11 protein-coding genes and 1 riboswitch are annotated in these 15,050 nt (G+C 72.1%); of the genes, 4 read left to right on the top strand and 7 right to left on the bottom strand.

Translation table 11 applies throughout. The features are described from left to right. Window positions 1-23: 23 nt before the first annotated feature. Window positions 24-2,999 carry a bifunctional acetate--CoA ligase family protein/GNAT family N-acetyltransferase gene (locus AMK33_RS00555; protein ID WP_073930675.1) on the bottom strand — a complete coding sequence of 992 codons (2,976 nt, stop codon included), beginning with the start codon at window positions 2,997-2,999 and terminating at the stop codon, window positions 24-26. Between the two features lie 199 nt (window positions 3,000-3,198). On the opposite strand from AMK33_RS00555, the gene AMK33_RS00545 reads away from it, so the two are divergent. Continuing rightward, window positions 3,199-3,480 carry an HPr family phosphocarrier protein gene (locus tag AMK33_RS00545; RefSeq protein ID WP_014675499.1) on the top strand — a complete coding sequence of 94 codons (282 nt, stop codon included), beginning with the start codon at window positions 3,199-3,201 and terminating at the stop codon, window positions 3,478-3,480. Between the two features lie 135 nt (window positions 3,481-3,615). On the opposite strand, the gene AMK33_RS00540 is transcribed toward AMK33_RS00545, so the two are convergent. The 4 genes from AMK33_RS00540 to AMK33_RS00525 form a co-directional block, all read right to left on the bottom strand. Further along, window positions 3,616-4,311 (bottom strand): GntR family transcriptional regulator, encoded by a 696-nt coding sequence (locus AMK33_RS00540; protein WP_073930674.1) that lies wholly within the window; start codon window positions 4,309-4,311, stop codon window positions 3,616-3,618. Between the two features lie 195 nt (window positions 4,312-4,506). Continuing rightward, window positions 4,507-5,280, bottom strand: a complete 774-nt coding sequence (locus AMK33_RS00535) for a M23 family metallopeptidase (protein ID WP_073930673.1) — start codon at window positions 5,278-5,280, stop codon at window positions 4,507-4,509. Between the two features lie 12 nt (window positions 5,281-5,292). Then, window positions 5,293-5,457, bottom strand: a riboswitch (cyclic di-AMP (ydaO/yuaA leader). A gap of 200 nt (window positions 5,458-5,657) precedes the next feature. Continuing rightward, window positions 5,658-7,046: a M16 family metallopeptidase gene (locus AMK33_RS00530; protein ID WP_073930672.1), complete on the bottom strand. Its 1,389-nt coding sequence runs from the start codon at window positions 7,044-7,046 to the stop codon at window positions 5,658-5,660. Next, the gene (locus AMK33_RS00525; RefSeq protein ID WP_073930671.1) at window positions 7,043-8,425 is read right to left on the bottom strand and encodes a M16 family metallopeptidase; all 1,383 of its coding nucleotides are present in this window, start codon (window positions 8,423-8,425) and stop codon (window positions 7,043-7,045) included. The genes AMK33_RS00530 and AMK33_RS00525 overlap by 4 nt, the downstream gene beginning before the upstream one ends. 654 nt (window positions 8,426-9,079) lie before the next feature. Between AMK33_RS00525 and AMK33_RS00520 the strand changes: the two genes are divergently transcribed. Next, window positions 9,080-11,530, top strand: a complete 2,451-nt coding sequence (locus tag AMK33_RS00520; RefSeq protein WP_073930670.1) for a DNA gyrase/topoisomerase IV subunit A — start codon at window positions 9,080-9,082, stop codon at window positions 11,528-11,530. On the opposite strand, the gene AMK33_RS00515 is transcribed toward AMK33_RS00520, so the two are convergent. Then, window positions 11,527-12,570, bottom strand: a complete 1,044-nt coding sequence (locus AMK33_RS00515) for a CobW family GTP-binding protein (protein WP_073930669.1) — start codon at window positions 12,568-12,570, stop codon at window positions 11,527-11,529. The genes AMK33_RS00520 and AMK33_RS00515 overlap by 4 nt on opposite strands. Window positions 12,571-12,889: 319 nt before the next feature. Between AMK33_RS00515 and AMK33_RS00510 the strand changes: the two genes are divergently transcribed. Continuing rightward, window positions 12,890-13,417 (top strand): DUF6082 family protein, encoded by a 528-nt coding sequence (locus tag AMK33_RS00510; protein WP_073930668.1) that lies wholly within the window; start codon window positions 12,890-12,892, stop codon window positions 13,415-13,417. Between the two features lie 30 nt (window positions 13,418-13,447). Here AMK33_RS00510 and AMK33_RS00505 read toward each other — a convergent pair whose 3' ends face one another. Beyond that, complete coding sequence (locus tag AMK33_RS00505) at window positions 13,448-13,687, bottom strand: hypothetical protein (protein ID WP_073930667.1); 240 nt, start codon at window positions 13,685-13,687, stop codon at window positions 13,448-13,450. Window positions 13,688-14,039: 352 nt separating this feature from the next. Between AMK33_RS00505 and AMK33_RS00500 the strand changes: the two genes are divergently transcribed. Then, window positions 14,040-14,978 carry a sucrase ferredoxin gene (locus AMK33_RS00500; RefSeq protein WP_073930666.1) on the top strand — a complete coding sequence of 313 codons (939 nt, stop codon included), beginning with the start codon at window positions 14,040-14,042 and terminating at the stop codon, window positions 14,976-14,978. Window positions 14,979-15,050 lie beyond the last annotated feature (72 nt).

The raw sequence follows: 15,050 nt of genomic DNA, 5'->3' as shown, positions 1-15,050 counted from the left end.
GACCACTGACTGCGAGGCACCGGTCAGTACGCGGGGAGGGTCCGCGGGCCGAGGTCGTCACGGGCGGGCGGCGGGGCCAGGCGTACGGACGCGCCGAGGACGCTCACGCCGCGCGGGGCGACGACCACCGGTTCCAGGGTGACCGCGACGACCTCCGGATGATCGTCGACCAGCCGCGACACCCGCAGCATCAGCTCCTCCAGCGCCGGGGTGTCGACCGGTGCCGAACCGCGCCAGCCGAACAGGAGCGGGGCGGTCCGGATCGACCGCACCAGCGAGGTCGCGTCCCGGTCGGCGACCGGGATCAGCCGGTGCGCCATGTCCCCGAGCAGCTGGGAGGGGGCTCCGGCGAGGCCGAAGGACAGTACGGCTCCGGCGGCGGGGTCGATGACCGCGCGCACGACGGTGTCGACACCGCGCGGGGCCATCCGCTGCACCACGGGGCGCAGCTCCTCCGGGGCGCCGAACAGCTCCGTCAACTCGCTGTACGCCCGACGCAGTTGCTCCTCGTCGGCCAGGTCCAGGCGGACGCCGCCCAGGTCGGCGCGGTGCCTCAGGTGGGGGGCGGTCGCCTTGAGGGCCACGGGATAGCCGAGGGTGCGCGCGGCCTCGGCGGCGGTGCCGGGGTCCGGGGCGGGGAGGGCGCGGTGGACGTGGATGCCGTAGGTGCCGAGCAGGTCGCAGGTCTCGGCGGTGCCGAGGGTCAGGCCCTGCCCGCGCGAGAGGAGCCCGTCGATGAGGGCGGCGGCACCCCGCTCGTCGATGTCGTCGTACTCCGGCACCTTGCCGGGGTCGGCGGCGTCCCGCCGCCACTGGCCGTACGCGACGGCCTGGGCGAGCGCCCGGACGGCGCGTTCGGCGGCGGGGTAGGCGGGGATGAGGTGGGCGCCCTCGGGGGGCGCGACGGGGGCCGGCGGGCCGCCGTCGACGGCCGCGCGGACGCGGTCCGAGGCATCCGCGCGGGCCCGCGCACCGCTGCCGGCGGACGGCAGGACGCCCGCGGCGGCCGAGGGCGGCGCGGCGCCGGACGGCCGGGACGCCGTGCCCGTCACCGTCTGCGGCGCGGCGCCGGACGGCCGGGACGCCGTGCCCGTCACCGTCTGCGGCGCGGCGCCGGCCGCCGGAGGGGGTGCCGTGCTCGTGGCGGCCGACAACGCCTCCGCGAGGCCGCCCAGTTCCACGTGGACCACCAGGACGGGTTTGGACGGGGTCGCGGCGGCGGCCGAGCGCAGGGCCTGGGCCAGGGCCGCGTCGCCGACCGAGCCCTCCCCCACCGCCGGGATCGCGGTCACGACGACCGCGTCGCTCGTGTCGTCGGCCAGCGCGCGGGAGAGCGCCGCGTGGAAGTCCGACGCCGAGGCGGCGGTGGTGAGGTCCAGCGGGGGATGCGGACGCAGGCCCTCGGCGAGGCAGGCGTCGTAGGTGAGCAGGCCCAGGGACTCGGAGTTGCCGAGGATCGCCACCCGGGGTCCGGCCGGCAGGGGCTGGCGGGCGAGCAGCAGGCCCGCGTCGACCAGTTCGGTGATGGTGTCCACGCGGATCACCCCGGCCTGGCGCAGCAGCGCGGACACCGTCGAATGGGGCAGCCGGGTCGCCCGTACGGCGTGCCCCCGGGGACCGGCTCCATGGCGTGCGCCCTGGACCACGACCAGCGGCTTCGCCGCCGCGGTGCGCCGGGCGAGGCGGGTGAACTTGCGGGGGTTGCCGATGGACTCCAGGTACATCAGGACGACGTCGGTGTCGGGGTCCTCGTACCAGTACTGCAGGACGTCGTTGCCGGAGACGTCTGCCCGGTTCCCGGACGACACGAAGGTGGACACGCCGGTGACGCCCGTGACGCCGCCGCCGCGCCGGTGCAGGCGGGACAGCAGGGCGACGCCGATGGCGCCGGACTGGGCGAACAGTCCGATCCGGCCGGGTCGGGGCGTCTCCGGGGCGAGCGAGGCGTTCAGTCGCACGTCGGGCGAGGTGTTGATGACGCCGAAGGCGTTCGGGCCGATGATCCGCATGCCGTACGAGCGCGCCTGCCGTACGAGGGCGCGCTGGCGTTCGCGGCCGTCGGGGCCCGACTCGGCGTAGCCGGCGGAGACGACGACGAGCCCCTGCACGCCGTGCTCACCGCACTCGGTGACGGTCTCGGGGACCCGCTCGGCGGGCACCGCGACGACCGCGAGGTCGACGGGCCCCTCGATGTCCCGCACCGAGCGGAACGCGGCCACCCCGCCGAGCTCCTTCTCCCCCTCCCCCAAGGCCTTGTTCACGGCGTACAGCCGGCCGGTGAACCCGGTGTCCCGGAGGTTGTCGAGGACGCTGCGGCCCACGCCGCCGGGGGCGCGGCCGGCACCGACGACGGCCACCGAGCCGGGGGCGAGCAGCCGCTGCACCGAGCGCGCCTCGGCACGCTGTTCGCGCGCGCGCTGCACGGCCATGGAGCGGTCGGTGGGTTCGAGGCCGAACTCCAGACGGACGACACCGTCCTCGAAGCTGCGCTTCTGGGTGTACCCGGCGTCGGTGAACACCTTGATCATCTTGGTGTTGGCGGGCAGCACCTCGGCCGCGAAACGGCGGATGCCGCGCTCCCGCGCGACGGCACCGATGTGTTCGAGGAGGGCGGAGGCGACGCCCCGGCCCTGGTGGGCGTCCTGGACGAGGAAGGCGACCTCGGCCTCGTCGGCCGGTGCGGACGCGGGCGTGCCGTCGGCGCCGATCCGGTCGTAGCGTACGGTGGCGATGAACTCGCCGCCGATGGTGGCCGCGAGTCCCACCCGGTCCACGAAGTCGTGGTGCGTGAAGCGGTGGACGTCCTTGGCGGACAGGCGAGGGTAGGGCGCGAAGAAGCGGTAGTACTTCGACTCGTCCGACACCTGCTCGTAGAAGCTGACCAGGCGCTCGGCGTCATCGACGGTGATGGGGCGGATGCGCGCGGTGCCGCCGTCGCGCAGCACCACGTCGGCCTCCCAGTGGGCGGGATACTCGTGCCGGTCCGACGAGGTCTGCATGGGCCCCAGAGTACGGCTCGCGTACGACAACGGCGCGAGGCAGTCTGTGGTGGACGACAGCCGGGCCGAGGCCGCGGTCCGGCTGTCACCGGGAGCGGGAGCGGATGCCGCTTCGGGCACGCTCCCGGCACGCTCCGGGCATGCTTCACGATGTGGGAAACTGGTCTAGACAACCCTGAACAGCGAAGGGCAGCAACACATGGCTGAGCGCCGCGTCAACGTCGGCTGGGCCGAGGGTCTCCACGCCCGCCCCGCCTCCATCTTCGTCCGAGCCGCCACGGCCGCAGGCGTCCCGGTGACGATCGCCAAGGCCGGGGGCAACCCCGTCAACGCGGCCTCCATGCTGGCCGTCCTGGGCCTGGGCGCCCAGGGCGGCGAGGAGATCGTCCTCGCCTCCGACGCCGAGGGCGCGGACGCCGCCCTGGACCGTCTGGCGAAGCTGGTCTCCGAGGGTCTCGAGGAACTCCCCGAGACCGTCTGAGGACGTAATACCGAAAGGCCCGCCCGGACCACCGGGCGGGCCTTTCGCTTTCCCCCGTCACGGGCAGCTTCTCCCTTTCGCGGGCAGCATAAATAACCCCCGATAAACGCTCCCTCTTTGTATACGGCACCCGTGTTAATGCCGAATGCTCGGCATGTTTACGGCATGTTGCGAGTTCCTCACACGGTCCGTGCGGCCGGCGCCGGAGGCGAAACGCAGGCGGTGCCCGGCGCTCGCGCGCTCGGTGTGCAGCGCCGTGACGGACCGCGCGCGGTCGCCGTCGCCGCGTGCCACGGCGTCCACGATCGCGCCGTGCTCCGCCCAGTACTCGACGGGGTCGGACGGCCCCTCGGCGGCGTACATCCAGGCGATCTTGTGCCGCAGCTGGGTCAGCGTCGAGGTCAGCGCCGGGCTGCCGGTGGCCTGGGCGAGCGTCTCGTGGAACCAGCCGCTCAGGGAGCGCAGGTCGTCGCTGTTGCCCTGGCGGGCGCGTTCCTGCCCCAGCCGGACCAGGCCGCGCAGCACCTTCAGATGGGCCTCGGTGCGGCGCTGGGCCGCGCGGGAGGCACCGAGCGGCTCGAGGAGCATGCGCATCTCCAGCAGATCGGCGGCCTCCTGCTCGGTGGGTTCCGCGACGCACGCGCCCGCGTGCCGCCGCGTCACCACGAACCCCTCGGCCTCCAGCGTGCGCAGCGCCTCCCGGACGGGGACGCGGGAGACGCCGTAACGGCGGGCGAGGACTTCCTCGGTGAGCCGGCCGCCGCGCTCGTGGACACCCGCGACGATGTCGTCCCGGATCGCCGTGCACACCGAGTGCGCGGGAATACGCATGACGAACCTCCGGCTTAATCCCCGTGAAACGTCGACGATTGACGTGTGTTCCGCGACTCTATTGCAATCGGCGGGAATTCACGACGGCGGACCGGAATCCATGCATATTTTTTGGACAGGCGATGCGTGGACAGGCGATGCCCAGAAACACCGATGCCCCGGCTCGGGGAGCCGGGGCATCGGGAAGCGGACGGTTCAGAGGTTCACGCCGTGCGCGCGGAGGTAGGCGACGGGGTCGAGGTCGGAGCCGTAATCGGCGCCCGTGCGGGCCTCGAAGTGCAGATGCGCGCCCGTGACGTTGCCGGTGGCGCCGGAGAGGCCGATCTGCTGCCCGGCGGCGACCTGCTGGCCCACCGAGACGGCGATGGACGACAGGTGACCGTACTGGGTGTACGTGCCGTCGTTCATCCTGATGACGACCTGGTTGCCGTACGAGCCGCCCCAGCCGGCCTCGACGACGGTGCCGATGCCGACCGACTGGACGGGGGTGCCGCTCGCGGCGTGGAAGTCGACACCGGTGTGGCTGCCGGAGGACCAGACGGCGCCGCCGGTCTTGTAGCCGGTCGAGACGTACGAGCCGGGGATCGGGGAGACGAAGGTGTTGAGGCGCTCGCGCTCGGCCTCCCGCGCGGCGCGCTCCTTCTCCGCGCGGGCCTCCTCGGCCGCCTTGGCGGCCTTCTCGCGCGCGGCCTCCTCGGCGGCCTTGCGCGCGGCGGCCTCGGCCGCCTCCCGGGCTGCCTCGTGCTGGGCGGCCGCCTGGGCGTCGATCCGGTCGGCTACCGCGTCGCCCAGGGTGACGACGGGCGTGAGGCCGGTCTGTGCGGCAGCGGGCTCGGCGGCGAGTGCGGGAGTCGCGAGGGAGCCGACGACGCCGGTGGTGGTGAGCGCCGCGACGCCCGCCACGCGGGCGGTGCCGCGCTGCGTCCGGCTGGGACGACGGTGCTTGCCCGGGGCGCGGGTGAACGCCATGTACAGGCTGGTCCTTTCCTTCCCTCTCGCCTACCGGGTTAGCTGACGGGTTCGGAGCAGGAAGGTCTCCTACGGACCCCCTCGCGACACGCGCGGGCGTCCGATTCACCCCAGGGACTGCGGTGGGTCCCCGGCTCCCCTGGCTCGCGCCGTAGGGGGACTCGGCGATGGCTGTCCGGTGCCGCGGATGCGGCGCACTGCCCGACGAACAGCCCGGATGACGCTAAGCGGGCCGTCTCCCAATCCTCAAACGAATCCCGGTTTTTGTAGCGCATCCCACAGGCCAGACAGGCAACTTCCGCCCCGATTCGGGCATAAGCGGGCCCTGGTGACTTTCGTGTCACCAGGGCCCCACGCGCGTGCGTCCTCGCCGCTCGCTACTCGGCCGTCACGACGGTGACTTCACCGATGCCGAGGGCCTCGACGGGCGCCTTGATCTGCGCCGCGTCACCGACGAGGATCGTCACCAGACGGTCCACCGGGAAGGCGTTCACGACGGCCGCGGTGGCCTCCACGGTGCCGGTCGCGGCCAACTGCCGGTACAGGTCGGCCTGGTAGTGGTCGGGCAGGTGCTGCTCGACCTGGTCGGCCAGGGTGCTCGCGACGGCCGCGGCGGTCTCGTACTTGAGCGGCGCCACACCCACGAGGTTCTGCACGGCGACATCACGTTCGTCGTCGGTGAGCCCGTCGGCGGCGAGCGTGCGCAGCACCGTCCACAGGTCCTCGAGAGCGGGGCCGGTGTTCGGGGTGTCGACGGAGCCGCTGATGGCCAGCATCGCCGCGCCGGTGCCGTCCGGGGCTGACCTGAGGACCTGCCCGAACGACCGCACGCCGTAGGTGTAGCCCTTCTCCTCGCGCAGCACGCGGTCCAGGCGGGAGGTGAGGGTGCCGCCGAGGCAGTACGTGCCGAGGACCTGCGCGGGCCACACGCGGTCGTGCCGGTCCGCGCCGATACGGCCGATCAGCAGCTGCGTCTGGACGGCGCCGGGGCGGTCCACGATCACGACACGCCCGGTGTCGTCGGCGACCACCGGCGGAACGGGCCGCGGCTGCGCCGAGGAGCCGGTCCAGGCGCCCAGGGTGTCGCCGAGCAGCGCGTCCAGGTCGATGCCGGTGAGGTCGCCGACGACCACGGCGGTCGCCGTGGCGGGGCGGACGTGCTTCTCGTAGAAGGCGCGTACGGCCGCGGAGTCGATGCCGGCGACCGTCTCCTCGGTGCCCTGGCGCGGACGCGACATACGGGCGCTCGCCGGGAACAGCTCCTTGGAGAGCTCCTTGGCGGCGCGGCGGGAGGGGTTGGCCAGCTCGTGCGGGATCTCGTCGAGGCGGTTGCGGACCAGCCGCTCGACCTCGCTGTCGGCGAACGCGGGCGCCCTGAGCGCGTCGGCGAGCAGCCCGAGCCCCTTGGTGAGCCGGGAGGCCGGGACCTCCAGGCTGAGGCGGACGCCGGGGTGGTCGGCGTGCGCGTCCAGGGTGGCGCCGCAGCGCTCCAGCTCGGCGGCGAACTCCTCGGCGGAGTGCTTGTCGGTGCCCTCGGAGAAGGCCCGCGCCATGATCGTGGCGACACCGTCGAGGCCGGCCGGCTCGGCCTCCAGGGGCGCGTCGAGGAGCACCTCGACGGCGACGACCTGCTGGCCGGGGCGGTGGCAGCGCAGCACGGTCAGGCCGTTGTCGAGCGTGCCGCGCTCGGGGGCCGGGAAGGCCCAGGGCTTGGCGTCGCCCGCCTGCGGCTGCGGGTGGAAGTCCATCGTGGCGAGCTCGGTCACTTCGCCGCCTCCTCGTTCTCGTCGGTGCCGGCGGCTGCGGCGGCTTCCTCTGTGTCCTCGGCGTCCTCGGCTTCCGGGGCGACGGGTTCGTAGACGAGCACCGCGCGGTTGTCGGGACGCAGGCGGGCCTTGGCGACCTCCTGCACCTCCTCCGCCGTCACCTCCAGGACGCGCTGTACGGCGGTCAGGGCGAGCTGCGGGTCGCCGAACAGGACCGCGTACCGGCACAGTTCGTCGGCGCGGCCGGCGACCGTGCCGAGCCGGTCCAGCCACTCGCGCTCCAGCTGGGCCTGCGCGCGTTCCATCTCCTCCGCCGTGGGGCCCTGCTCGGCGAACCGGGCGAGCTCCTCGTCGATGGCGGCCTCGATGACCGGCACCTCCACGTCGCCGGACGTCTTCACGTCCAGCCAGCCCAGGGAGGGCGCCCCGGCCAGCCGCAGCAGGCCGAAGCCGGCGGCCACGGCCGTACGGTCGCGCCGTACCAGCCGGTTGTAGAGCCGCGAGGACTCGCCGCCGCCGAGGACGGTGAGCGCCAGGTCGACGGCGTCGCACGCGCGCGTGCCGTCCTCCGGCAGGCGGTAGGCGGCCATCAGCGCACGCGCGGGGACCTCCTCCTCGACGATCTCGCGCAGCTGCCCGCCGATGACGTCGGGCAGCGAGCCGTCGCGCGGGGCGGGCTTGCCGTCGTGGCCCGGGATGGAGCCGAAGTACTTCTCGATCCAGGCGAGCGTCTGCTCCGGGTCGATGTCGCCGACGACGGAGAGCACGGCGTTGTTCGGCGCGTAGTACGTGCGGAAGAACTGACGGGCGTCTTCCAGGGTGGCCGCGTCCAGGTCCGCCATCGAGCCGATGGGCGTGTGGTGGTACGGGTGGCCCTCCGGGTAGGCGAGGGCGGTCAGCTTCTCGAAGGCGGTGCCGTAGGGGACGTTGTCGTAGCGCTGGCGGCGCTCGTTCTTGACGACGTCGCGCTGGTTCTCCATGGACTCGTCGTCCAGGGCGGTCAGCAGGGAGCCCATGCGGTCGGCCTCCAGCCAGAGGGCGAGCTCCAGCTGGTGGGCGGGCATGGTCTCGAAGTAGTTGGTGCGCTCGAAACTGGTGGTGCCGTTGAGGGAGCCGCCGGCGCCCTGGACCAGCTCGAAGTGACCGTTGCCCCTCACCTGGGCGGAGCCCTGGAACATCAGGTGCTCGAAGAGGTGAGCCAGACCCGTACGTCCCTTGACCTCGTGACGCGAACCCACGTCGTACCAGAGGCACACCGCGGCGACCGGGGTCAGGTGGTCCTCGGAGAGCACCACGCGCAGGCCGTTGGCCAGGCGGTGCTCGGTCGCTGTCAGGCCGCCGGAGCCTGCCTGGGCTGTGGCCGTGTGACCCATGGGCATGTACGTCCCTTCGATCGCGGAGGCGGTCGTCGAAACCGCCGTTTCTGCCGGTCCTGCCACTGTATGCAAGCGCGCGGACCCCCGACGAAGTTCCCGACGCGACCGGGATACGCCGAGAGCGAGAATGCCGGGGACACGCGGGCACCCGCGAGCCGCAGACCGCGGTCCGCGGTCCGCGGACAGCACCTCCGCTCTCCGCAGGCGTTCGCCACCACATACCGCCTTTCCACAGGCAGCCGCTACCGCCATCCCCGCGATCCGCGTCAGCCGCGGGCAGTCGTGCCGCTGGGGCGGCACGGGTGGGCGCGACGGCACCCCGCAAGCGCCGGGCAGCGGGAACACCCTCGGCCGGCCACGACACCGGGCACCCGCCCAGCCCCACACGGGTGGGCGGTGGGGGCACCTCCCGCTCGAGCGAAGCCGAGAGTGGGGGAGCCACCCCGCCGGCGCCGGGCCGCGCGACCCACCCCCAACCCACTTCACCCCGATCACCAGGAACCCCGCAAAAAGCCGATCACACGCACCGCGTACCCTGCTCCCCCGCCCCCCATCAACCGCCCGGACCCGGGACCCTGGTCCCGTCTGTCAGTGCGACGGTCCACAATGGTCCGCGTCAGATCCCGTCCAAAACGCTTCAGCAAGGAGCCGGCAGCGATGGCCCGCCGCAGCACGAAGACCCCGCCGCCCGACGACTCGTACGAGGAGAAGATCCTCGACATCGACGTCGTCGACGAGATGCAGGGCTCCTTCCTCGAGTACGCGTACTCGGTCATCTACTCCCGCGCCCTGCCGGACGCGCGCGACGGCCTCAAGCCGGTGCACCGCCGCATCGTCTACCAGATGAACGAGATGGGCCTGCGGCCCGAGCGCGGCTACGTGAAGTGCGCCCGCGTCGTCGGCGAGGTCATGGGCAAGCTGCACCCCCACGGCGACGCGTCGATCTACGACGCCCTGGTCCGCATGGCCCAGCCGTTCTCGATGCGCGTCCCCCTGGTCGACGGCCACGGCAACTTCGGCTCGCTGGGCAACGACGACCCGCCCGCCGCCATGCGGTACACCGAGTGCCGGATGGCCGAGGCCACCAGCCTGATGACCGAGTCCATCGACGAGGACACGGTCGACTTCGCGCCCAACTACGACGGGCAGGAGCAGGAACCGGTGGCGCTGCCCGCCGCCTTCCCGAACCTGCTGGTGAACGGCGCGTCGGGCATCGCCGTCGGTATGGCCACCAACATGCCGCCGCACAACCTGCGCGAGGTCGTCGCGGCCGCGCGGCACCTGATCAGGTATCCGAACGCCGATCTCGACGCCCTGATGAAGCACGTCCCGGGCCCCGACCTGCCCACCGGCGGCCGGATCGTCGGCCTGTCCGGCGTCCGGGACGCGTACGAGTCGGGCCGCGGCACGTTCAAGATCCGCGCGACGGTCACCGTGGAGGACGTGACGGCCCGCCGCAAGGGCCTCGTCGTCACCGAGCTGCCCTTCACGGTCGGCCCGGAGAAGGTGATCGGCAAGATCAAGGACCTGGTCGGCTCGAAGAAGCTCCAGGGCATCGCCGACGTCAAGGACCTCACCGACCGCGAGCACGGTCTGCGGCTGGTCATCGAGATCAAGAACGGCTTCGTGCCGGAAGCGGTCCTGGAGCAGCTCTACAAGCTGACGCCGATGGAGGAGTCCTTCGGCATCAACAACGTGGCGCTGGTGGACGGCCAGCCGCTCACCCTGGGCCTCAAGGAACTCCTGGAGGTCTACCTCGACCACCGCTTCAACGTCGTACGCCGGCGTTCGGAGTTCCGCCGCGGCAAGCGGCGCGACCGCCTCCACCTGGTCGAGGGCCTGCTCACGGCCCTGGTGGACATCGACGAGGTCATCCGTCTCATCCGCTCCAGCGAGAACTCCGCGCAGGCCAAGCAGCGCCTGATGGAGCGGTTCTCCCTCAGCGACATCCAGACCCAGTACATCCTGGACACGCCGCTGCGCCGCCTCACCAAGTACGACCGGATCGAGCTGGAGGCCGAGCAGGACCGGCTGAACGCGGAGATCGAGGAGCTGACCCGGATCCTGGACTCGGACGCGGAGCTGCGCAAGCTGGTCTCCGCGGAACTGGCCGCGGTGGCGAAGAAGTTCGGCAACGACCGCCGTACGCTGCTGCTGGAGTCGGCCGGCGCCCCGGCCGTCGCCGTACCGCTGCAGGTGGCGGACGACCCGTGCCGGGTGCTGCTGTCCTCCACGGGCCTGCTCGCCCGCACGGCGGACAACGAGCCGCTCGCCGACGACGGCAAGCGGGTCAAGCACGACGTGATCGTCTCGGCGGTGCCGGCGACGGCCCGCGGCGAGATCGGCGTCGTCACCTCGTCCGGCCGGCTGCTCCGGCTGAACGTGATCGACCTGCCGCAGCTCCCGCAGGCGATGCCGACGCCGAACCTCTCGGGCGGAGCGCCCCTGGCCGAGTTCGTGTCCCTGGAGGACGACGAGCAGGTGGTGTGCCTGACCACGCTCGACGAGTCGTCGCCCGGCCTGGCGCTCGGCACGGAGCAGGGTGTCGTCAAGCGCGTGGTGCCCGACTACCCCTCCAGCAAGGAGGAGCTGGAGGTCATCACGCTCAAGGAGGGCGACCGGATCGTCGGCGCGGTCGAGCTGCGCACGGGCGAGGAGGACCTGGTCTTCATCAGCGACGACGCGCAGCTGCTGCGCTACCCGGCCGCGCAGGTCCGGCCGCAGGGCCGTCCCGCGGGCGGTATGACGGGCATCAAGCTCACCGAGGGGGCGAAGGTCATCTCCTTCACGGCGGTCGATCCGGCCGCGGACGCGGTGGTGTTCACGGTCGCGGGTTCGCGGGGCACGCTGGACGACTCGGTCCAGACGACGGCCAAGCTGACCCCGTTCGACCAGTACCCGCGCAAGGGCCGGGCCACCGGCGGTGTGCGCTGCCAGCGGTTCCTGAAGGGCGAGGACTGCCTGGCCCTGGCCTGGGCGGGCCCGCTCCCGGCCCGTGCCGCGCAGAAGAACGGCGCGGCGGTGACCCTCCCGGAACCCGACCCGCGCCGTGACGGCTCGGGCGTCTCCCTGCCGAAGACGGTGTCGGTGGTGGCGGGCCCGGTCTAGGCGGCCGGGTCCTCCGCCGCCCCCTGCACATAGCGGAGAACGCCCCACATGCCGTGGTCGTCGGCGTGTGGGGCGCCGTCGCTCGCGCACGCCTCCAGCTCCTCGCCGAGGGCGGTGGCGTCGATGCCCGAGCCGATGAGGACGAGCTGCGTGAGCCGCTCCCCGCCGGCGGGCCAGGGCTCGGGGTAGAACCGCAGGAACGGTCCCACGGCATGTACGGCGTACCGGTTGCCGACGTCGTACGGACCGAAGTCGACGTACCCCTTGATCCGGTAGAGCCCTTCGGGCCGGCTGTCCAGGAACCGGATCAGCCGCCGCGGGTCCAGCGGGCGCTCGGAGACGAAGGAGACGCTGTCGTACGCGGCGTGCAGGTGCTCGGAGTGGTCGGCGTGGTGCAGATCGTCGAACGACAGCTGCCCGACGCGCTCCTCGCTCGGCCTGCAGTCGAAGAGGAACTCCGGGTCGACACGGCCGTGCGTGGCGGGGACGACGGCCGCGCGGTCGACGAGGGACCGGACCAGGGTCAGTACGCGCGAGGCGTCGGTGACCCGGTCCATCTTGTTGACGACCACGAGGTCCGCGAGGGCGAGGTGCCGGTCGATCTCCGGGTGCCTGGCCCGGGTGTCGTCGAACTCGGCGGCGTCCACGACCTCGACGAGTCCGCCGTACACGAGGTCCGGATGCTCGCTGGCGAGCACCATCCGCACGAGTTCCTGCGGTTCGGCGAGGCCGCTGGCCTCGATGACGATGACGTCGATCCCGGCGGAGGGGCGGGCCAGCCGCTCGAGGTACACGTCGAGTTCGCTGCCGTCCACGGCACAGCACAGGCACCCGTTGCCCAGCGACACGGTCGAGTCACCGAGCGCCCCGGCGACGGCCATCGCGTCGATCTCGATGGCCCCGAAGTCGTTGACGACGGCACCGATGCGGCTGCCGCCGCTGCGGTGGAGAAGGTGGTTGAGCAGGGTGGTCTTCCCCGAGCCGAGAAATCCGGCCAGGACGACCACCGGAATCTGCCGCCCGCTGCTCCGCTCCGACACGCGACCCCTCTCACACCTGTGCGCACACCGGCTCGCTCACGGCGTGCGCACGGAAGACCGACTGACAGTCCAGGATACGAGTACCCGGAACGACGGCGAAGTGAACGATTGTTAGCAGCATCCACGGGGCAGACGTTGGGCAAGGCGCCGGTTTGTGCGACCCTCGCTTCCCTCCGTGCGCCGCCTGGCCGCCTTCCCGCCGATCAGAGCCGCTCGGCACCCTGGAAGGCGGCAAGCGCCGCCCACCGCTCGCCGGTTCCCCACAGTCGACCCGCAACCCGACGACCGGCGGACGGCGGCCTGATCGGGGGTATTTGACATGGCCACACGGAACAGTGGGATACGGGGGCTCCGCTCCGCGGTCGCGGCCTGCCTGGGCATGGCGGCAGGCGCCTGTGCCGCCATAGCGGCACAGCGGCACATCCTCGACACGATCAACGAACGACTGGAGCACCTGGAGGAGCGTGCGCTCACTCAGCAGCAGGCCAACCTGGCCATGCAGCAGCGCCAGCACTGGGAGCTGCTGAGCAAGGCGATGGACAACCCCGAACTCACCGAAGTCCTGGACATCTTCGAGGTGCCGGTCACCGTCCAGAAGCGACGCCAGTTCCTTTTCGCCAACGCCCTGTACACGAACCTGCTCTGCTACTACCGCATCGGCAACCTCACCAGGGACGAGTTCTTCAAACACGCCCGGGGCATGCTCCAGAACCCGATCGTCAGGGAGTACTGGTACGCGACCCGGCAACAGCGTGCGAGCCTGACGGGGACGGAAGAAGCAGAGCTCGGCCGGCTGATCGACGATCTGCTGCTGCAGCTGGACGAGGCCGACACCGACGAGTGGTAGGTGGTCGGGGACCCACCACTCGATGCGTGACTAGGCGTCCGGGATGTCCGCCTTCGCCTTGATCAGGGTCTCTCTGGTGATCACGACGATGCGTTCGTAGTCGGCACGTGCGGCGTCCTCGGGCAGTTGGGAATCGAGTGAATCGGTGGCATCCGTGCCGATGACGGCGAAGTTCCCGTCAGCCAGCTCGAAGATATCGGGACATGTTCCACCACCAGTACTGCCTCGATAGCGCGGAGCGACACCGAGACGGCGGACGATCTGACTCACTGTTCAATTTCCTCTGCTTCTCAAGACGCGAGCGCCTGCGCCCGCTGCCACGCGACGCGCGATGGCATCGTCGCAGGTCTGCCTCCCGACCGGGGGAGGCTCGCAGATGGTCGGACCCGCTCGCACCTCAAAGGACGCAACGCGTGCGGCATTCCTATCACTCGGGGGCGTGAGGGCACTCCCACTCCGAGGAATCCTCCGTAAGAGTGACGAGTAAGCGAAGAATCGATGATCAGCCTCGTTCAAGGCAATTGTCATCATTGGGCCGTGCGCGCCCACGGACGCGGTCGGCCCACGATGTACGGGCGGGCCGACAAGCCACTCGCGAGCAAGTCAGGTTAGGCTCACCTTTGTGAGTAGCACGTGCTCGAACGTCTCCCGTGAGTTCGATGAGCCGGTCGCGGGAACCGCGGCCACCGCGCGGACCTGGCTGCTGCTGGAGCAGCCCGGCCCCTGGGGTGCCAAGGCGCTCACCTCCAGCCACCTCGATCCCGCGCTGGGCCGCGCCCTGGAGGCCGCCGCGCAGGGCAGCGGGGTGCGGATCGCGCTCATACGGCGACCCGGACGGCACGCGGACCGCCGGACGCCCGCCACGCGCCGGGTGTACGTGGCCCACACCGTTCCTGGAAACGTGTGGCTGTACGCCACCACCACGGACCCCGAACGCCTGCTCGACCTCGACTTCGCCGCGCTCGGCAGGGGCGAGCCAGAGTCCTTCGCGACCGCGCTCGGCGGACGGCCCCACGAGGGCGGCCCCCTCGCCCTCGTCTGCACCAACGGCAAACGCGACCGCTGCTGCGCCCTCCTCGGACGGCCCCTGGCGGCCGAACTCGCCGCCTCCGGGGTCGAGGGTGTCTGGGAGGTCACCCACCTGGGCGGTCACCGCTTCTCCCCCACGGTGCTCGTGCTGCCGTACGGCTACGCGTACGGGCGGGCCGAGGCGCACACCGTCAAGGAGGTGCTGCACGGCGCGCGGGAGGGTCGGATCGTCGTCGAGGGATGCCGGGGAGGCTCCGCCTGGGAGCGGCCCGGTCAGGCGGCCGAGCTGGCCGTCCGGCGCGCGGTGGGCGAGTACGCCGCCGAGGCCCTGAGCGTCGTACGGACGGACGGCGCGGCGCCCCGCTGGGAAGTGACCGTCGCCCACGGGGACGGGCGCCGGTGGCTGGTGGAGGTCGCCCGGGGCGCGTCCCTGCCGCCCCGTCCGGAGAGCTGCGGGTCGGCGCTCGGTTCGCCCGCGCGGATGGACGTCGTGGGCGTCCGCGAGGTGACCCTGGCGGCGTTGGCGGGCTGACCGCTCCCGCTCGCGGGAACACGGGCCCGGGAGATCCCCGCCACACCCCTGCGGCACCCCGCGCCCGCCCAC

The organism is Streptomyces sp. CB02400 (assembly GCF_001905725.1).
GTDB classification, from domain to species: domain Bacteria; phylum Actinomycetota; class Actinomycetes; order Streptomycetales; family Streptomycetaceae; genus Streptomyces; species Streptomyces atrovirens.
The sequence above is the reverse complement of the archived record's forward strand: the minus strand, read 5'-3'. Positions and strand labels throughout refer to the sequence as shown.